Consider the following 19011-nt stretch of genomic DNA (forward strand, 5'->3'; position numbering starts at 1 on the left):
CGGCCGCTCAGGCCCTCACGAGCAGCTGGAACTCGAAGGCGTAGCGGGACGCGCGGTAGATGTGGCTGCCGTACTCGACGGCCCGCCCCGTGTCGTCGTAGGTCGTCCGGCTCATGGTGAGGAGCGCCGCCCCCGGTTCCTCCGCGAGCAGCTCGCCCTCCGCCTCGGTGGCGCAGCGGGCGCCGACCGACTGGCGGGCGCTGTGCAGGGTGATCCCGGCGGCGCGCATCATGCGGTACAGGCCGGTGGACTCCAGTTTGGCGTCGTCCAGCGGGAGGAGTCCGGGCGGCAGGTAGTTGCACATGTGGGCCATCGGCTCGCCGTGGGTGAAGCGCAGCCGCTGCAGGACGACGACGTCGCTGCCCTCGGCGATGCCGAGCGCCGCGGCGACCTCGGCGGAGGCCGGCTCGGTCTCGTTGCGCAGCACCCGGGTGGCGGGGCTCTGCCCGGCGGCCTGCAGGTCGTCGAAGAGGCTGCTCAGCTCCAGTGGCCGCTTGACCTGGCTGTGCACGACCTGGGTGCCCACGCCGCGCCGGCGCACCAGCAGGCCCTTGTCCACCAGGGACTGGATGGCCTGCCGGACGGTCGGCCGGGAGAGGCCGAGCCGTCCCGCGAGTTCGATCTCGTTGCCCAGGAGGCTTCCGGGAGCGAGCCTGCCGTGCTCGATGGCACCTTCCAGCTGCTGCGCGAGCTGGTAGTACAGCGGCACCGGGCTGGAGCGGTCCACCTCGAACTCGAGCGGCGCGGACTCTGCTTTGGACACAGGGGGAGCGTATCCGCCGGTATCGATCTCAGGAAACTCTGACATCACATTGTCCGAACATGTGGATCCACGCCTTCTCCAGGGCCCGCGGACGGGCCGGTGCGGTCGGTGGTGCGGTCGGTGGTGCCGGGTTCCGGGAGCGGTCCGGGGAGCCGCCTCACAGGTGGCGGCGGCGGTCGCCCAGGTACCGCTCATAGGACTTGCGGGCCTCGACGGCCGCCTCTCGGGAGGCGGTCTCGGCGACCGGCACGTCCCACCATGCCTGGGCGGCGGGTGCCGTCGGCGTGGGGTCGGTCTCCACGTACACGCAGGTCGGACGGTCGGAGGCGCGGGCGGTGGCCAGCGCCTCGCGCAGCTCGCGCACCGTCGCGGCGCGCAGCACGTCCATCCCGAGGCTGGCGGCGTTGGCGGCGAGGTCCACCGGGAGCGGGTCGCCGGTGAAGGAGCCGTCGGCGGCGCGGTAGCGGTAGGCGGTGCCGTAGCGCTCGCCGCCCACGTCGGCGGACAGCCCGCCGATGGAGGCGTAGCCGTGGTTCTGGATCAGGAGGAGGTTGACGTTCACGCCCTCCTGCACGGCGGTCACGATCTCCGTCGGCATCATCAGGTAGGTGCCGTCCCCGACGAGCGCCCAGACGGGCCGGTCGGGCGCCGCCATGCGCACGCCGATGGAGGCCGGGATCTCGTAGCCCATGCAGGAGTAGCCGTACTCCAGGTGGTACTGGCGCGGGCTGCGGGCGCGCCAGAGCTTGTGCAGGTCGCCGGGGAGGGAGCCGGCGGCGTTGATCAGCACGTCGTCGTCGCCGACCACCGAGTCGAGGGCACCGAGCACCTGGGTCTGGGTGGGGCGGTCGGTGTCGTCCGCGGCGTACGCGGCGTCGACGACGCGCTCCCAGCGCTCCTTGCCGGCGGTGTACTCGGCCTCGTACTCCGGCGCGACGCGGTGGCCCGCCACGGCTCGCGCGAGGGCTTCCAGGCTCGCGCGGGCGTCGCCGACCAGGGTGCGGGCGCCGAGCTTGTGGGCGTCGAAGCCGGTGACGTTGAGGTTGAGGAAGCGCACCCCGGGGGCGGCGAAGAGGGTGGAGGAGGCGGTGGTGAAGTCGGTGTAGCGGGTGCCCACGCCGATGACCAGGTCGGCGGTGCGCGCGATGTCGTCGGCGACGGCGGTGCCGGTGTGGCCGACGCCGCCGAGGTCGGCCGGGTGGTCGTGGCGCAGCGAGCCCTTGCCCGCCTGGGTGGAGGCCACAGGGATGCCGGTCGCCTCGGCCAGCGTGCGCAGGGCGGCCTCGGCCTCGCTGTGGTGGACACCGCCGCCCGCGATGATCAGCGGACGCCGCGCGGCGCGCACCGCGTCCGCCGCGGCGGCCAGTTCGGCGGCCTCGGGAGCCGGACGGCGTACGTGCCAGACGCGCTCGGCGAAGAACTCCTCGGGCCAGTCGTACGCCTCGGCCTGGACGTCCTGCGGGAGGGCGAGCGTGACGGCCCCGGTCTCGGCGGGGTCGGCCAGCACCCGCATCGCCTGGAGCGCGGACGGGATCAGTGCCTCGGGCCGGGTGACCCGGTCGAACCAGCGGGAGACCGGCCGCAGCGCGTCGTTGACGGTGACGTCGCCGTACTGGGTGTGCTCCAGCTGCTGGAGCACCGGGTCGGGCACGCGGTTGGCGAAGGAGTCGCCGGGGAGCAGCAGCACCGGCAGCCGGTTGACGGTGGCGAGCGCGGCGCCGGTGACGAGGTTGGTGGCGCCGGGGCCGATGGAGGTGGTGACGGCCTGCGCGGACAGCCGGTTGAGCTGCCGGGCGTAGCCGACGGCGGCGTGCACCATGGCCTGCTCGTTGCGGCCCTGGTGGTAGGGCATCTCCTCCCGGTACTCCACCAGCGCCTGGCCGATGCCGGCGACGTTGCCGTGGCCGAAGATGCCCCAGGTGCCGGCGACGAGCCGGCGGCGGACCCCGTCGCGCTCGGTGTACTGCGCGGACAGGAACCGCACCAGCGCCTGGGCGACCGTGAGGCGGCGTACGGACTGGCTGCTCATCAGGACCTCTCGGGGGCTTCGCCGGTGGCGGCGGGGGCGGTGTACAGAGGCAGGCGCGGGTCGGCCGGCTGGTCCGGCCAGGTGTCGCGGATCCAGGCGTGGTCGGGGTGGTCGCAGATCAGCCAGGCGCGCTCCTCCCCCGGGCCCGCCATGACGTTGAGGTAGTACATGTCGTGACCAGGCACGGCCATCGAGGGACCGTGCCAGCCGTCGGGGATGAGGACGACGTCGCCGCTGCGGACCTCGGCGAGGACGTCGGTGCCCCGGCCGTTGCCGGAGGGCGAGACGCGCTGGTAGCCGATGCCGTCCTTGCCGTGCGCCGGGGCGATCTCGAAGTAGTAGATCTCCTCCAGGCGCGATTCGCCCTCGCGGTCCTCGTCGTGCTTGTGCGGCGGGAAGGACGACCAGTTGCCGGCGGGTGTGAGCACCTCGACCGTGATCAGGCGGTCGCACTCGAAGACCCCGGCGGCGCCGAAGTTGTTGACCTGGCGGCTGCAGCTGCCGCTGCCCCGCAGCTCGACGGGGACGGCGGAGGCCGGTCCGTAGCGGGCGGGGAGCCGCCGCTCGCAGCGGGCGCCGGTCAGGGCGAAGCGGCCCCCGGAGGCGGTGGTGACGGTGACGGTCTCGTCGCGCGGCACGTACGCGAAGTCGCTGACCGCCGTGAACACGCTCTCGCGCCCGGTGAGCCGGAAGGTCTCCCCCTGGGCGGAGACCTCGCAGCCGCCGGAGAGCGGCAGCACGATCCACTCGCTGTCGCCGGTGGCGAACTCGTGCCGTCCGCCGGGCGGGAGTTCCAGGACCCGCAGGGAGGAGTGCTCCCAGCCGGCCCGGCCGGGGTCGACGTCGACGGCGTAGGGGCCGGCGGCGGCCTTCCCGGCGGGCAGGTGCTCCTCGGTGCCGTTCATGGTGTGGGCCTCGCACTTCTCGCGGTTCGACCGGGACGTCACAGCAGACCGACGGCGGTGTCGACGGCGGTCTCCACGCTGCCCTCCGCCGGGTAGAGCAGGGTGCGGCCGACGACCAGGCCCTGGACGGTGGGCAGGCGCAGCGCCTTGCGCCACTTCTCGTAGACCGCCTCCTGTTCCCTGCCCACCTCACCCCCCAGCAGGACGGCGGGGAGCGTGGAGGTCTCCATGACGGTCGCCATGTCGTCGACGTCCTCGGTGACGGGCACCTTGAGCCAGGTGTAGGCGGAGGTCCCGGCGAGCCCCGAGGCGATGGCGATGGACTTGGTGACCGCCTCCGCGCTGAGGTCGTTGCGGACCCTGCCGTCGACGCGACGGGATATGAACGGCTCGACGAAGACCGGGAGCCGGTGCTCGGCCATCTCGTCGATGGCGCGGGCGGTGGCGACCATGGTGCTCAGCGAGCCGCTGTCCTCGTAGCTGATGCGCAGCAGCAGCTTGCCCGCGTCGAAGCCGAGCCGGGCTATGTCCTGGGCGCGGTGGCCGGTGAAGCGGTCGTCGAGCTCGAAGGAGGCGCCGGCCAGGCCGCCGCGGTTCATCGACCCCATGACCACCTTGCCCTCGAGCGCGCCGAGCAGCAGCAGGTCCTCCAGGATGTCCGCGGTGCCGAGCACACCGTCGACGCCGGGACGGGAGAGCGCGGTGCACAGCCGCTCCAGCAGGTCCACGCGGTTGGCCATGGCGAACTCCCGGTCCCCCACGGCGAACGCGCCCCGCGCGGGGTGGTCCGCGGCGAGGATCATCAGCCGGCCGCTGTCACCGACGAGCGGACGGCGCACGCGGCGGGCGGCGGCCTCGGCGATCGCCTCGGGGTGGTGGGTCCGCACCTTCACCAGGTCGGAGATGCTGATGCTCAAGAGGAGCTCACTTTCGGGCAGGGGACGGACCGTCAGCCGCGGCCGAGGAGGTCCTGGACCTCCGTCGCGGTGGGCATCGCGGAGGAGCAGGCGAGGCGGGAGGCCACGATCGCGCCCGCGGCGTTGGCGTGGCGCATGATCCGCTCCAGGTCCCAGCCGGCGAGCAGCCCGTGGCAGAGGGAGCCGCCGAAGGCGTCGCCCGCGCCGAGCCCGTTGACCACGTCGACGGGTACCGGCGGCACCTCGGCGGTGGTGCCGTCGCGGTGGACGGCGAGGACGCCCTTGGGGCCCTGCTTGACGACGGCGAGTTCGACCCCGGCGGCGAGCAGCGCCTCGGCGGCGGCGCGCGGTTCGCGCACCCCGGTGGCGATCTCGCACTCGTCGAGGTTGCCGACGGCGACGGTGGCCGAGGCCAGCGCCCGCGCGTAGTAGGGGCGGGCCTCGTCGGGGTCCTTCCAGAACATGGGGCGCCAGTCGAGGTCGAAGACGGTGGTGCCGCGGCGGGCCCTGGCCTCGAGGGCGGTGAGGGTGGCGGTGCGGCTGGGCTCCGCGCACAGGCCGGTCCCGGTCATCCAGAAGATGCGGGCGGCCCGGATCGCGTCGAGGTCCAGTTCGCCGGCGTGGATCTCCAGGTCGGGGGCCTTGGGGAGCCGGTAGAAGTAGAGCGGGAAGTCGTCCGGCGGGAAGATCTCGCAGAAGGTGACCGGTGTCGGGTACGCGGCAACCGGCGTGACGTAGCGGTCGTCGACGCCGAACTCCTTGAGCGCCTGGTGGCAGTAGGTGCCGAAGGGGTCGTCGCCGGTGCGGGTGATGACGGCGGTGGCGCGGCCGAGGCGGGCGGCGGCGACCGCGACGTTGGTGGCGGAGCCGCCGAGGAACTTCCCGAACGTCTCGACCTGGGGCAGCGGGACACCGGTCTGCAGCGGGTAGAGGTCCACCCCGATCCGGCCCATCGTGATCAGGTCGTACGGCTCGGTCATGGGCGTGACTCCTCGTCGTGCGTCACCGGGGGGTCGCTCTGCGGCCCTGTCAGGTCTAGCCCGCCCGGCCGAGCGCTGTCAACACTATGTCCTTACATACGAACGTACCGACCGCCGGACGTCCGGCTCGTTACCTTGTCGTTACGTCGAGATGAATTGATGTCTTGACAAAGTCTTGACAGGGACCCCGGGGAGGGGTTTGCTCCCGTGCAGCACCCGGCCATGTGAACACGTCCGTCCCCTTCTCCCTCCCACCGCAGTGAGGTGCAGGAACATGGAACGCTCTCGCAGATACCGTCGGATCTCCGCCGTCGCGGCCCTCTCCACCGCCGCCGTCCTCCTCGCAGCCGGCTGTTCCAGCAGCTCAGGCGGGAAGAAGGCCGAGGAGTCGGCGGGCGCCCCCGCCGCGGGAAAGGCCGACACCCCGCGGATGAAGATCGCGATGGTCACCCACGCCGCCCCCGGCGACACCTTCTGGGACCTGATCCGCAAGGGCGCCCAGGCGGCCGCCGCCAAGGACAACGTGGAGCTGGTCTACTCCAACGACCCCAACGCCGCGACCCAGGCCAACCTGATCCAGAACGCGATCGACCAGAAGGTCGACGGGATAGCCGTCACCCTGGCCAAGCCCGACGCCATGAAGGACGTCGTCGCCAAGGCGGAGGCCGCGGGCATCCCGGTGGTCGGTTTCAACGCGGGCCTGGACGACTGGAAGGACCAGGGGCTGCTGGAGTACTTCGGACAGGACGAGAGCGTCGCCGGCGAGGCGCTGGGCGACAAGCTCAACGACCTGGGCGCCAAGCACAACGTCTGCGTGATCCACGAACAGGGCCACGTCGCCCTGGAGGCCCGCTGCGCCGGCGTGAAGAAGACGTTCAAGGGGAAGACCGAGAACCTCTACGTCAACGGCACGGACATGCCGTCGGTGAAGTCCACGATCACTGCGAAGCTCAAGCAGGACTCCGGCATCGACTACGTCGTCACCCTGGGCGCGCCCTTCGCGCTGACGGCCGTCCAGTCGGTCGCGGACGCCGGCAGCAATGCCAAGGTCGGCACCTTCGACCTCAACAAGGACCTGGTCAAGGCCGTCCAGGACGGCGGGGTGCAGTTCGCCGTCGACCAGCAGCCGTACCTGCAGGGCTACCTGTCCGTCGACTCCCTGTGGCTGTACAAGACCAACGGCAACGTCAGCGGCGGCGGCGTGGCACCGGTCCTGACCGGCCCGGCCTTCGTCGACAAGGACAACGTCGAGTCCGTGGCCGCGTTCGCCGCGAAGGGCACCCGGTGATCCCTGTGTCCCAGGCAGCCGCCCCCGCGGCGTCCCCCTCACCACCCGCGGCACCCGCCTCCGAGGCGGACGGCCGCACCGCCGAACGCTCGCTGCTGCGCCGGACACTGGCCCGCCCGGAGATCGGCGCGCTGATCGCCGCCGTCGCGGTCTACCTCTTCTTCTTCGCGGTGGCGCCGTCGTTCCGCGAGGCCGGATCGCTTGCGACCGTGCTCTACCAGGCGTCGGTCATGGGCATCATGGCGCTGCCCGTGGCCCTGCTGATGATCGGCGGCGAGTTCGACCTCTCGGCCGGCGTCGCCGTCACCGCGTCGGCGCTGACCGCGAGCATGTTCAGCTTCCAGCTCAGCATGAACGTGTGGACCGGTGTGGCCGTCGCCCTGGTGGTGTCCTTGGGCATCGGGGCGCTCAACGGCTACCTGCTGGTGAAGACGGGGCTGCCCAGCTTCCTCATCACCCTGGCCACCTTCCTGATGCTGCAGGGCCTCAACCTGGCCGTCACCAAGATATTCACCGGCAACGTCGCCACCGACTCCATCAGCGACATGGACGGCTTCGGCCAGGCGCGCGCGCTGTTCGCCTCGGAGATCGGTGTCGGCGGGGTCCAGCTCAAGGTGACGGTGCTGTGGTGGCTCGGCTTCGCGGCGCTCGCCACCTGGGTGCTGCTGCGCACCCGGTTCGGCAACTGGACCTTCGCGGTCGGCGGCAACAAGGACAGCGCGCGGGCGGTCGGCGTACCCGTGGCCTTCACCAAGATCGCGCTGTTCATGGCCGTGGGCTTCGGCGCCTGGTTCACCGGCATGCACCTGCTCTTCTCGTTCAACGCGGTGCAGTCGGGCGAAGGCGTCGGCAACGAGTTCCTGTACATCATCGCGGCGGTCATCGGCGGCTGCCTGCTCACCGGCGGCTACGGTTCGGCGATCGGCTCGGTGATCGGCGCCTTCATCTTCGGGATGGTCTCGCAGGGCATCGTGTACGCCAACTGGAACCCCGACTGGTTCAAGTTCTTCCTCGGCGTGATGCTCCTGATCGCGACCCTCGTCAATCTGTGGGTCCGCCGCACGGCGACCCGGAGGTGAGCTCGATGACCACCGCCACCACCACCCCCGGCGGCACCGCCGCCGCCGAGCCCCTCGTCGAACTGGACGGGGTGGGCAAGAGCTACGGCAACGTCCGCGCCCTGCACGGCGTCGACCTGGCCGTCCGGCCGGGGCAGGTCACCTGCGTCCTCGGCGACAACGGCGCGGGCAAGTCCACCCTGATCAAGATCGTCTCCGGGCTGCACCGGCACACCGAGGGCGAGTTCCGCATCGACGGCGCGCCCGTACGGCTGAACACCCCCCGGGAGGCCCTGGACCGCGGCATCGCGGCCGTCTACCAGGACCTGGCGACCGTTCCGCTGATGCCGGTCTGGCGGAACTTCTTCCTCGGCTCCGAGCTGACGCGCGGGCCATGGCCCGTACGCCGCCTGGACATCGTCCGGATGAAACGGACCGCGGACGAGGAACTGCGGGCGATGGGCATCGTCCTGGACGACCTCGAACAGCCCATCGGCACCCTCTCCGGCGGCCAGCGGCAGTCCGTGGCCATCGCCCGCGCGGTCCACTTCGGCGCACGGGTGCTGATCCTGGACGAACCCACCGCGGCACTGGGCGTCAAGCAGTCCGGCGTCGTCCTGAAGTACATCGCGGCCGCACGCGAGCGGGGTCTGGGCGTCATCTTCATCACCCACAATCCGCACCACGCGTTCATGGTCGGCGATCACTTCTCCGTGCTGCGGCTGGGCACCCTGGAACTGAGTGCGGCACGGAAGGAGGTCTCCCTGGAGGAGCTCACCCACCACATGGCCGGCGGCACGGAGCTGGCCGCGCTCAAGCACGAACTGGCCCAGGTCCGCGGCGTCGACGTGGACGAACTGCCCGGTCCGGAGGACCTGGCCGAGGGCCGCACCTCCCCGTGAGGGGCGGCCCGGCCCTTCCCCCCGACCCTGACATGACGTCCGTATGTCAGGACTAACTCTTGACGGCTGCCCGGCCGGACGGCGAAGCTTCCAGCGGGACCACGGAGCTCCGCGGGCATCCGTACCACCGCCCTGACGGGCCGCCCTACCGAACCACGACCGGTCCGCGGCGACCGGTGAGAGGAGCCCTCCTCATGACTGCCCCCTCCCCCGTTCTGGACCGGATCCGGATCGGCTCCGCGCCCGACTCGTGGGGCGTCTGGTTCCCCGACGACCCCCAGCAGGTGCCCTGGCAGCGCTTCCTGGACGAGGTCTCCCAGTCGGGCTACGAGTGGATCGAGCTGGGCCCGTACGGCTACCTGCCGACCGACCCGGCCCGGCTCACCGAGGAGACCGCGCGCCGGGGCCTGAAGGTCTCCGCGGGCACCGTCTTCACCTCCCTGCACCGCGGCCCCTCGGTGTGGGACGCCACCTGGGAGCACGTCGGCCAGGTCGCCGCCCTCGCCCAGGCCATGGACGCCCGCCACCTGGTGGTCATCCCGTCCTTCTGGCGCGACGACAAGACCGCCGAGATCATCGAGCCGCGCGAACTCACCGCCGAGCAGTGGGGGCACCTCGCCACCGGCATGGAGCGCCTGGGCCGCCAGGTCCGCGACACCTACGGCCTGGACATCGTGGTCCACCCGCACGCCGACACGCACATCGACACCGAGGAGCACGTCGAGCGCTTCCTCGACGCCACCGACCCGGACCTGGTCAACCTCTGCCTGGACACCGGCCACTACGCCTACTGCGGCGGCGACAGCGTCAAGCTCATCGAGACCTACGGGGAGCGGATCGGCTACCTGCACCTGAAGCAGGTCGACCCGGAGATCCTCGCCGACGTCGTCAAGAACGGGGTCCCCTTCGGCCCGGCCGTGCAGCGCGGCGTCATGTGTGAGCCGCCGGGCGGCGTGCCCGCCCTGGAGCCGGTGCTGGCCGCGGCGCAGGGCCTGGGCGTCGACCTGTTCGCGATCGTCGAGCAGGACATGTACCCCTGCGAGCCGGAGCGGCCGCTGCCCATCGCGCAGCGCACCCGGAAGTTCCTGCGCTCCTGCGGTGCCTGACGCACCGCCCACGAAAGGGAAGACACGCATCATGACGCAGCACGGACCGCTCGGGGTCGCCGTCATCGGCACCGGCAAGATGGGCGCCGACCACGTACGCCGCATCAACGACGTGGTGAGCGGTGCCCGGGTGACCGCCGTCGTCGACGTCGACGCCGAACGCGTGAAGGCGGTCGCCGACGGCGTCGAGGGCTGCACGGCGTACACCGACCCCGCGGCGGCGATGGCCGCGGCCGACGTGGACGCCGTCCTCATCGCCTCGCCCGGCCCCGCCCACGAGGCGGCGCTGCTCACGGCCTTCGAGCACGACCTGCCGGTGCTGTGCGAGAAGCCGCTCACACCGGACGCCGCCTCCGCGCTGCGTGTGATGGAGGCCGAGCAGCGCCTGGGGCACCGGCGGGTGCAGGTCGGCTTCATGCGGCGCTACGACGCGGAGTACGGCAAGCTCAAGGCCCTGCTGGACAGCGGTGAACTGGGCCGGACGCTGATGCTGCACAACCGGCACCGCAACGCGAGCATCCCGCCCGGCTTCACCAACGCCAACCTCGTCAACGACTCTCTCGTGCACGAGATGGACGTGACCCGCTGGCTGCTCGGCCAGGAGATCACCGCCGTCACCGTGCTGCGCCCCCGCCCGTCCGCGAACGCGCCCGCGGGCCTGGACGACCCGCAGTTCGTGGTCTTCGAGACCGACGGCGGGGCGGTCGTCGACGTCGAGGTCTTCCTCAACTGCGGCTTCGGCTACCAGGTGCAGGCCGAGGCGGTCTGCGAGCGCGGCAGCGCCCGCATCGGCGACGCGCACGACCTGCTCGTCAACACCGCGGGCCGTTGGGGCGGCACGATCGCCCAGGACTTCGTGGAACGCTTCGCCGACGCCTACGACCGCGAGGTCCAGGCATGGGTCGACGCCACCCGGCGCGGAGAGGTCACCGGCCCCAGCGTCTGGGACGGCTACGCCGCCGCCGCGGTCTGCGAGGCCGGTGTCCGCTCCCAGGAGACGGGCGGGCGCGTCGAGGTCGAACTGGCCGACCGACCGGCGTTCTACCGCTGAGGGACGCACGTCCCCGGCCACCCCGGATCCGGCGCGGGTGGGACGGTTACTCCCTGGCCGCCCCGCCCGCGCCTCCACCGCATCCGTGAGAAAGGCATCCCCGTACATGCGCGTCGTCCTCTTCGGTGTCGGGCGCCTCGGTTCCTTCCACGCGGCCACCCTGCACGCCCATCCCGAGGTCTCCGAGCTGGTCCTCGCGGACGCCGACGCCGCGCGGGCCGCCGGGGCCGCCGCGCGGCTGGGTGCCGGCGCGCGGGCCGCGTCCTCGGTCGACGCGGCGTTCGCCGGCGGCGCGGACGCGGTCGTCATCGCCTCGGCGACCTCCGCCCACGCGGAGCTGATCTCCCGCGCCGTGCGGGCCGGGCTCCCCGTCTACTGCGAGAAGCCGGTCGCCCTCGACCTTGAGTCGACGGTCACCGCGCTGCGCGAGGTCGAGGAGGCCGGCGCCGTCCTCCAGATGGGCTTCCAGCGCCGCTTCGACCCCGGCTACCGCGCCGCCCGGGAGGCCGTCCGGGCCGGACGGCTCGGACGGCTGCACACCGTGCGGGCGCTGACCTCCGACATGGCGCCCCCGCCGCCGGAGTTCGTGCCGCTGTCCGGCGGGCTCTACCGGGACTGCCTGATCCACGACTTCGACGCGGTGCGGTGGGTGACCGGCCGTGAGGTCGTCGAGGTCTACGCCACGGGCGCCAACGGCGGGGCCGCCTTCTTCCGCGACGCGGGGGACGTGGACACCGCGGCGGCGCTCCTCACCCTCGACGACGGCACCCTCGCCACCGCCACCTCCACCCGCTACAACGGCGCCGGCTACGACATCCGCATGGAACTCGCCGGATCGCTGGCCCAGATCGCCGTCGGCGTCGGCCCCCGTACGCCGGTCACGTCCGTGGAACCGGGCGCGGCCCCGGGCGTGCCCGACCCGTGGACCGGGTTCGTGGACCGCTTCGGGGACGCGTACCGGGCGGAGATCGACGCCTTCCTGCAGCTCGTGACGGGTCGTTCGGAGAACCCCTGCGACGGGCGCGAGGCGCTCGACGCGCTGCTGGTGGCGGAGGCGTGCGAGGTCTCGCGCCGGGAGCGGCGGCCGGTCACGGTCGCCGAGATGGCCGAGGTCGCGGAGCACGCCGGCACGCGCGCGCGGTGACCCCGCGGGGCGCCGCGGGCACGTCACCCCCGCGGTCCGCCCCGGGTGGCGTGATCACCGGGGGCGGTGCTTGCTGGGACGAGGCGGTCCCGGCGGTCCACGAGGGAAGGACCTTTCATGGCGATGAAGGTCCAGGCGCTGCGCACGCCCCGTGCGGCGGGACTCGTGGGGATCGCGTTCGCGGTGCTGATCGGCGCCGCCATCGTGCTGGTCAGGGCCTCCATCCCCAGCGGTGAGGGCGCGCTGACCGAGTCGCCGCTCAGTCTCTCCTCGCGCAGCGGGGTTCAGACGGCACTGGCCCTCATCCCCTTCGCCGGCATCTTCTTCCTGTGGTTCATCGGCGCGGTGCGCGCGCACGTCGGCCCGGGCGAGGACAAGTTCCTCTCGACGGTGTTCCTCGGCAGCGGTCTGGTGTTCGTAGCGACGCTCTTCGGCGCCGCCGCGGCGGCCGGCAGCCTGCTGGCCACCACGCAGGTCGCCTCGCCCGGAACCCCGCGGGCCGAGCTGGCCTACTTCGGCCAGCACCTCACCTACAGCCTGCTGACGACGTACTCGATGCGGATGGCCGCGGTGTTCGTGCTGTCGGCCTCCACCGTCGGGCTGCGGCTGGGGTCCTTCCCGCGCTGGCTGGTGCTGCTGGGCTACCTCGTGGGCGTCACGCTGCTGTTCGTGGTGCCGAACGTACCCTTGGCCGAGCTGGTCTTCCCGCTGTGGGCGCTGGTCGTCAGCCTCCACATCGTGGTGGCGAGCTTCCGTTCCCGTCCGACGGGGCTTCCGGGCGGCTGAGCGCCCGAGGTCGTGCGCCGCAGCAGCAGCGTGACGAAGCCGAACGTGCCGCGGTAGCCGTGCAGCCACTCGGCGCGGTGGACGGCGGCGGCTTCGAGGGCGGCGCCGCTGTCCGGGTCGCCGGGGTGGTCCAGGGCCCACTCGGCGAGGGAGCCGGTCCAGGACCACTCGTAGTCGTCCCACTCACGGATGCTGCTGACGTGGGCGAGGACCGGGGTCCAGCCGTCCGCGACGATCCGGTCCACGGTGCTCGGCAGGTCCTCGTACTCCCCCAGCATCTCCACGACGTCCGGGGTGGGTTCGCGCTCCCAGAAGCCGTCGCCGATGAGCACGGTGCCACCGGGGGCGAGGTGCTCCCGGGCGGCGGCGAGGGTCGGCAGGAGGCCGCCGAAGGCGTGTGCGGCGCCGACGCTGAGGACGACGTCGAAGAGGTACGGCGGGGCGAAGCCGCCGGCGTCCCCCTCGTGGAGGGTCAGCCGGTCGCCGACGCCGAGCGCGGTGGCCTCACGGGCCGCCTTCTCCAGTGCGCCGGTGTCCAGGTCGACGCCTTCCGCCGTGACCTCCGGGCGGCCGTCGAGGGCCCGCAGCAGCCAGGCGCCCTCCCCGCACCCGAGGTCGAGGACACGTTCGTCCCCTCGGCGCAGCGCCCGTCCGAGGAGGTGGCGCACCACCGCGTCGTCGAGCGGCGCGGCGATCGGGTGGTGGGTGTGCGCGATGCGCGAGATGCGGCGTCGTTCCATCGGCGCAGCTTCGCAGGGCAGGAGGTTCACCGCATCCGGTTAATTCGGCGCGGACGTGCAACGCGATCGGCGACGGTGGCGGTTTCCCCGGTCGAAGGGACGTCGAGGCAGCACGGCCGTCGGGGCCTTCACGGCACGACGGCCACCACCGGGGGAAGGGACACGAACGGCATGGACACGAAGATCGTCGGCACGGCGGGGCGGTACGCTCCGGCCCCGGCCCTACAGGCCCCACTCCTCGCGCAGCTCGCCGAACACCTCGTGGAACTCGGGGAAGGTCTTCTTCACGCAGCCCGGCTCGTCGAAGGTGACACCCTCCGTGCGGAGTGCGGCGACGGCGAAACTCATCGCGATGCGGTGGTCGCCGTGGCAGGCGACCTCGACCGGGGCGGGGGTGCCGGGGTGGATCTCGATCCAGTCGCGGCCGGTCTCCACCCGGATGCCCTGGCGGCGCAGGTTGGCCGCGCAGGCCTCGAGGCGGTCGCACTCCTTCACCCGCGTGTTGTAGACGTCCTCGATGCGCACCGGGCCGTCGGCGAAGGGCGCGATCGCCGCGAGCGTCGGCATCGTGTCGGAGATGTCCCGCATCGTGGTGGTGATCCCGCGCAGCGTGCCGGTGCCGGCGACGGTGGTGGCGTCCGTGCCGGTCTCGACGCGCGCGCCCATGCGGCGCAGTACGTCGACGAAGGCGAGGTCGCCCTGGAGCGCGCCGGTGCCCAGGCCGGGCACGGTGACCTCGCGGCCGGTCAGGGCGGCGGCGGCGAAGAAGTAGCCGGCGGTGGAGGCGTCGGGCTCGACGGTGTAGTCGGCGGCGCGGTAACCGCCGGGCGGGACGACGAGCACGTCGCCCTCGCGGCCGACCTCGACGCCGAAGGAGCGCATCATGGCGATGGTGATCTCGACGTAGGGGACGGAGACCAGTCCCGTGACGTTGACGCGCAGTCCGTCGCGCATGAGGGGGCCGGCGAGGAGCAGCGCCGTGAGGAACTGCGAGGAAAGGCTCGCGTCGAGGTCGAGCGCGCCGCCCGAGATGCCGTCGGCGGTGACGGTCAGCGGCAGGTGGCCCTCCGCCTCCTAGTGGCGCAGGTCGACACCGAGCGTCCGCAGTGCGGTGGTCAGCGGGGCGAGGGGACGCCGGCGCATCTGGGCGGAGGCGTCGAAGCGGTAGGTGCCGTGCCCGGCCGCGGCGAGGGCCGGGAGGAAGCGGGCGGCGGTGGCGGCGTCGCGGCAGTGGACGTCGGCCTCGGGGAGCGCGGGGCCGGCGGGGCGTCCTTCGACGCGCCACTCCTGCGGGCCGCGGTCCACGCGGTAGCCGAGCCGGACGAGTCCTTCGGCGAAGCCGTCGGTGTCGTCGGAGAGCAGCGGCCGCCGCAGTGTCGTCGTCCCCTCGGCCGCCGCCGCCAGGAACAGCGCCCGGGCGGTGACGGACTTCGATCCGGGGACGGCGACGACGGTCACGGTGCTCTCCTGTGTTGCCTGACGTGCGGGGACGCCCTGGTGAGGGGCAGGCCCATTCTAGGCGGCGGGCGTGCCGGGCCCTGCGGGCGTGAAGCGCACGGGGAGGCGGCGCACACCGCGCATGAGCATGCCGGGGAGCCAGTCCAGCTTCGCCGGATCGGCGTCGAGGGCGAGGTCGGGGCAGCGCTCCAGGAGCGCGCGGACGGCGATGCGACCTTCGAGCCGGGCGAGCGGGGCGCCGAGGCAGTAGTGCAGACCGTGCCCGAAGGCGACGTGCCCCCGGCTGTCACGGCAGATGTCGAAGCGGTCCGCCTCGGCGAAGCGGCCGGGGTCGCGGTCGGCGGAGGCCAGTGCGACGAGGACGGGTTCGCGGGCCGGGATGACGGTGCCCGCGACGTCGACCGGTTCCGTCGTGAAGCGGAAGGTGGCGGTCTCGACGGGGCCGTCGTAGCGGAGCATCTCCTCCACGGCGCCGTCGATGAGGCCCATGTCGGCACGCAGCAGCGCCAGTTGGTCCGGATGGGTGAGCAGTGCGCGGACACCGTTGGAGATCAGGTTGACCGTGGTCTCGTGTCCGGCGATCAGCAGCAGGAAGGCCATGCCGCTGAGCTCGGGGCGCGAGAGCCGGTCGCCGTCCTCGGAGGTGGTGCGGATGAGGGCGCTCATCAGGTCGTCGCCGGGCGCGCAGCGCTTGTCCTCGATGAGTTCGTGGAGGTAGGCCGCGAGTTCCTCGAAGGCCCTGCGCTCGGCCTCGGGGCCGGTCGGTGCGACGACCTCGTTCGACCAGGCACGGAAGGCCGCCCGGTCCAGGTCGGGCACCCCGAGGAGCTCGCAGATGACCGTGATCGGCAGCGGGTAGGCGAGCGCCTCGACGAGGTCGGCGGTGCCGTCCGGGCGGGCCAGCATCGTGTCGAGCAGGGCTGCGGTGATCTCCTCCACCCGCGGCGTCAGCTCCTCGACCCGGCGGCCGGTGAACTCGCGGGCCACCAGCTTGCGCAGCCGGGTGTGCTCGGGCGGGTCGGAGACGAGCATGTGGCGGCCGAGGAGTTCCTCGTCGTAGGAGGTCCAGCCCAGTGCGCGGGAGTCCTTGGCGAACCGGGTGTCGGCGAGCGCGGCCCGGGCCTGGTCGTGGCCGACGATCAGCCACAGCTCCCCGACGTCGGCGGTACGCACGCGGTGCACGGGCCCCTTCTCGCGGAGCCTGGCGTAGACGGGATAGGGATCGGCGGTGAACTCCTCGCCGTAGACCGTGAGATCGACCGTGTCCATGTACCGCACGGTAACCCGGGGGTCCGTCGCGACACGTCACCCTGCGGGACGAGACACCCCGGACGGTCTCATCCGAAGGATTCAGCCGATCGTGGCGGCCCGCCAGGTCTGCCCGTCCGCCTCCAGGAGCGCGGCGAGGACGGCGGGGTCCGGGAGCGGCCCGTGGTCGGCGGCGACGCGCAGGGCCGAGGCCGCGGTCAGGTGACCGAGCCGCAGGGCGCGCTCCACGGGCAGGTCCCGCAGCAGGCCGCTGAGGAAGCCGGCGGCGAAGGCGTCCCCGGCGCCGACCGGCTCCGCCACCCGGACGGTGAGGGCGGGCACGCTGTGGACGTCGCTCCCGGTGAAGGCCGTGGCGGCGCGGGAGCCGTCCTTGACGACGAGGATGCCGGGCCCGGGCAGCAGTTCGCGGACCGAGCGGGCGTCGGTGATGCCCTCGCCCCACAGGGCCTGGGCCTCGTCGAGGCCGACGAGGACGATGTCGGCCCGGTCGGCGAGCGGTCGCAGGACGTCGGCGGCGGAACGGCCGGTCCACAGCGCGGGGCGGTGGTTGACGTCGAAGCTGACGGGCCACGGGCGGTCGGGGCGCAGCGCCCGTTCGACGAGGGCGTGGCAGCCGGGCGACAGGGCGGGGGTGATGCCGCTGAGGTGGACGAGCGCGGCCCCGGTCAGTGCCGGGTCGTCGAGGACGTCCGGGGTGAGCGCAGAGGCGGCGGACCCCGCACGGTGGTAGTGGACGCGGGTGCCGTGCGCGCCCGGGTCCTTGAGCAGGAGCCCGGTGGGCCGCGCGGGGTCGGTGCGCACCCCGGAGACATCGACGCCGCCTGCGGCGATCCGGGCGCGGACCCGCCGGCCGAAGGGGTCGTCGCCGACCGCCGAGACCCATCGGGCGGGGATGCCGTGGTCGGCGAGGTAGAGCGCGACGTTGGACTCGGCGCCCGCGACGTCGACGCGCAGCAGGTCCGCTGCGTCCAGCGGCCCGAGCGGGTCGGGGGCGAGGGCGGCCATGGTCTCGCCGACGCAGACCACGGGTCCGGGTCGCAGCGGCCGGGGGGTGCTCATGGTGACTTCCTAGGGGGTGTCGGCGCGGTCCGCCGGACGGTACGGGGCGGCCGGTGTGCCGGGCACGTCGACCCGGACGGCGAAGACGGCGCCGTCCAGCGGCCCCGGGGCCTCCAGGCCGATGTGCGCGCTGGTGACGAGCAGGGTCCGGCCGTCGGGGCCGCCGAGGCAGAGCCCGGCGGGCTGTCCTGCGGGCAGGTCGACGATCCGGTCGAGGCTGCCGTCCGGGAGGTAGCGGTGGACCTGGCCGGTGCCCCAGACGGCGGTCCACAGCCCGCCCTCGCTGTCGGTGGTCATGCCGTCGGGGCTGCCGTCGGCGAGCGTGACGAAGGTGTCGGGCGTGCCGGGGTCGCCGCCGTCGGGGTCGACCGGATAGCGCCGGATGACGCCCCGGGCGCTGTCGGCGAGGTACATGACGGTGCCGTCGGCGGTGAAGGCCGGGCCGTTGGGGATCGTGATGTCCCGCAGCACGCGGGTCACGCGGCCGTCGGGGTCCAGGCGGTAGAGCGAGCCGGCGTCCTCGGTGGTGTCGTAGGCCATGCTGCCCGCCCAGAAGCGGCCGTGCGGGTCGGCGACGCCGTCGTTCATCCGCATCGGCACCGGGGCGTCGTCCTCGGGGCGGGCGAGCCATTCGATCCGGCCCGCGGGGTCGATGCGGCAGATGCCGGTGCCCGCTGCCGCGACCCAGTGGCCGGGCCGCCCCTCGACCGGCGCCACCGCGCCCAGCGGGCAGGGGAGTTGGGCGAGCAGGGTGTGGGGCGCATCGGGGTCTTCGGAAGCGGCCAGCAGCCGCCCGCTGAGGATGTCGGTGAGCACGGCGCGACCGTCCGTCCAGCGGATGCCCTCACCGAGTTCGAGGCGGTCGCTGCCCAGGACGGCCGGAGGTGGCACGGTGGCGGTCACGGGCGGGCCTCCGCACGGACGACGTCCAGGAAGGTGCGGGCGCGTTCGCGCAGGGCGGTGACACTGCCGCCCTCGGCGGCGTCGCCGATCAGGGGCGATCCGACGCCGACGGCGACGGCGCCGCCGTCCAGGTATGCCGCGGCGGCCTGCGCGTCCACGCCCCCGACGGGCACGAAGGGCAGGTCGGGGAAGGGCCCGCGCAGGTCCCGGAGGTAGCCGGGGCCGCCCGCGCTGCCCGCCGGGAAGAGCTTGAGCGCGTCGGCGCCGAGCCGCAGCGCCTGGAGGATGTCGGTGGGGGTCATCACCCCGGCGAGCACCGGGAGTCCGAGTTCCCGTCCGGTGGAGATGCCGTCGCTGACCGCGGGGGTGACGAGGAAGGTGGCACCGGCCTTGTGGGCGGCCCGTGCGTCGTCGGCGCCGAGCACGGTTCCGGCCCCGAGGGTCGCGTCCGGGCCGAGTGCGGTGCGCGCCCGGGCGATGACGTCGAGCGCGTCACGTCCGCTGAGGGACACCTCGATGAGGCTGATCCCCTCCTCGACGAGGGTGAGCACGGTGGTCAGCGCGGCGTCCGGGTCGCTGCCGCGGACGATGGCGAGCAGCCGGTGGGCACGCAGCGCGGCGAGCAGGTCCATCCGACATCCCTTCTGGTGATG

General features: G+C 73.0%; 16 protein-coding genes and 2 pseudogenes. 7 read left to right on the forward strand and 11 right to left on the reverse strand.

Annotated elements, in window-relative coordinates:
• Window positions 1-7: 7 nt before the first annotated feature.
• The 5 genes from ACZ7MY_RS12925 to iolC all read right to left on the reverse strand — a co-directional run bounded on the left by ACZ7MY_RS12925 (window position 8) and on the right by iolC (window position 5594).
• The gene (locus ACZ7MY_RS12925) at window positions 8-727 is read right to left on the reverse strand and encodes a GntR family transcriptional regulator (RefSeq protein ID WP_499601991.1); all 720 of its coding nucleotides are present in this window, start codon (window positions 725-727) and stop codon (window positions 8-10) included.
• 193 nt (window positions 728-920) lie between these two features.
• Window positions 921-2792: a 3D-(3,5/4)-trihydroxycyclohexane-1,2-dione acylhydrolase (decyclizing) gene (gene iolD, locus ACZ7MY_RS12930; RefSeq protein WP_499601439.1), complete on the reverse strand. Its 1872-nt coding sequence runs from the start codon at window positions 2790-2792 to the stop codon at window positions 921-923.
• Window positions 2792-3697 carry a 5-deoxy-glucuronate isomerase gene (iolB, locus tag ACZ7MY_RS12935; RefSeq protein WP_499601440.1) on the reverse strand — a complete coding sequence of 302 codons (906 nt, stop codon included), beginning with the start codon at window positions 3695-3697 and terminating at the stop codon, window positions 2792-2794. The genes iolD and iolB overlap by 1 nt, the downstream gene beginning before the upstream one ends.
• 38 nt (window positions 3698-3735) lie before the next feature.
• A complete protein-coding gene (locus tag ACZ7MY_RS12940) occupies window positions 3736-4614 on the reverse strand; it encodes a Cgl0159 family (beta/alpha)8-fold protein (protein ID WP_499601441.1) in 879 nt (292 codons plus the stop codon).
• A gap of 32 nt (window positions 4615-4646) precedes the next feature.
• Entirely contained in the window at window positions 4647-5594 is a 948-nt protein-coding gene (gene iolC / locus ACZ7MY_RS12945) for a 5-dehydro-2-deoxygluconokinase (RefSeq protein ID WP_499601442.1), read from the reverse strand.
• Window positions 5595-5868: 274 nt separating this feature from the next.
• Between iolC and ACZ7MY_RS12950 the strand changes: the two genes are divergently transcribed.
• The 7 genes from ACZ7MY_RS12950 (at window position 5869) to ACZ7MY_RS12980 (ending at window position 12929) form a co-directional block, all read left to right on the forward strand.
• Complete coding sequence (locus tag ACZ7MY_RS12950; protein WP_499601443.1) at window positions 5869-6882, forward strand: sugar ABC transporter substrate-binding protein; 1014 nt, start codon at window positions 5869-5871, stop codon at window positions 6880-6882.
• A 5-nt stretch (window positions 6883-6887) separates the two neighbouring features.
• A complete protein-coding gene (locus tag ACZ7MY_RS12955) occupies window positions 6888-7961 on the forward strand; it encodes an ABC transporter permease (protein ID WP_499601444.1) in 1074 nt (357 codons plus the stop codon).
• Between the two features lie 5 nt (window positions 7962-7966).
• The gene (locus ACZ7MY_RS12960; RefSeq protein WP_499601445.1) at window positions 7967-8842 is read left to right on the forward strand and encodes an ATP-binding cassette domain-containing protein; all 876 of its coding nucleotides are present in this window, start codon (window positions 7967-7969) and stop codon (window positions 8840-8842) included.
• Window positions 8843-9036: 194 nt separating this feature from the next.
• Entirely contained in the window at window positions 9037-9948 is a 912-nt protein-coding gene (locus ACZ7MY_RS12965) for a sugar phosphate isomerase/epimerase family protein (RefSeq protein WP_499601446.1), read from the forward strand.
• 31 nt (window positions 9949-9979) lie between these two features.
• The gene (locus ACZ7MY_RS12970) at window positions 9980-10999 is read left to right on the forward strand and encodes a Gfo/Idh/MocA family protein (RefSeq protein ID WP_499601447.1); all 1020 of its coding nucleotides are present in this window, start codon (window positions 9980-9982) and stop codon (window positions 10997-10999) included.
• A gap of 106 nt (window positions 11000-11105) precedes the next feature.
• Window positions 11106-12143, forward strand: a complete 1038-nt coding sequence (locus ACZ7MY_RS12975; RefSeq protein ID WP_499601992.1) for a Gfo/Idh/MocA family protein — start codon at window positions 11106-11108, stop codon at window positions 12141-12143.
• A 117-nt stretch (window positions 12144-12260) separates the two neighbouring features.
• On the forward strand, window positions 12261-12929 hold the full coding sequence (locus ACZ7MY_RS12980) for a hypothetical protein (protein ID WP_499601448.1): 669 nt from the start codon (window positions 12261-12263) through the stop codon (window positions 12927-12929).
• An 11-nt stretch (window positions 12930-12940) separates the two neighbouring features.
• On the opposite strand, the pseudogene ACZ7MY_RS12985 reads toward ACZ7MY_RS12980, so the two are convergent.
• The 6 genes and pseudogenes from ACZ7MY_RS12985 to ACZ7MY_RS13010 all read right to left on the reverse strand — a co-directional run.
• Window positions 12941-13669, reverse strand: a pseudogene (locus tag ACZ7MY_RS12985) (SAM-dependent methyltransferase); the annotation flags it as partial.
• Window positions 13670-13891: 222 nt separating this feature from the next.
• Window positions 13892-15127, reverse strand: a pseudogene (gene aroA, locus ACZ7MY_RS12990) (3-phosphoshikimate 1-carboxyvinyltransferase).
• Between the two features lie 57 nt (window positions 15128-15184).
• Window positions 15185-16396 carry a cytochrome P450 family protein gene (locus ACZ7MY_RS12995; RefSeq protein ID WP_499601450.1) on the reverse strand — a complete coding sequence of 404 codons (1212 nt, stop codon included), beginning with the start codon at window positions 16394-16396 and terminating at the stop codon, window positions 15185-15187.
• 81 nt (window positions 16397-16477) lie between these two features.
• Window positions 16478-17455, reverse strand: a complete 978-nt coding sequence (locus ACZ7MY_RS13000) for a sugar kinase (RefSeq protein WP_499601452.1) — start codon at window positions 17453-17455, stop codon at window positions 16478-16480.
• Window positions 17456-17464: 9 nt separating this feature from the next.
• The gene (locus ACZ7MY_RS13005) at window positions 17465-18358 is read right to left on the reverse strand and encodes an SMP-30/gluconolactonase/LRE family protein (protein ID WP_499601454.1); all 894 of its coding nucleotides are present in this window, start codon (window positions 18356-18358) and stop codon (window positions 17465-17467) included.
• Complete coding sequence (locus ACZ7MY_RS13010; protein ID WP_499601456.1) at window positions 18355-18990, reverse strand: bifunctional 4-hydroxy-2-oxoglutarate aldolase/2-dehydro-3-deoxy-phosphogluconate aldolase; 636 nt, start codon at window positions 18988-18990, stop codon at window positions 18355-18357. The genes ACZ7MY_RS13005 and ACZ7MY_RS13010 overlap by 4 nt, the downstream gene beginning before the upstream one ends.
• Window positions 18991-19011 lie beyond the last annotated feature (21 nt).

It is taken from the genome of Streptomyces sp. NPDC111520, assembly GCF_055635295.1.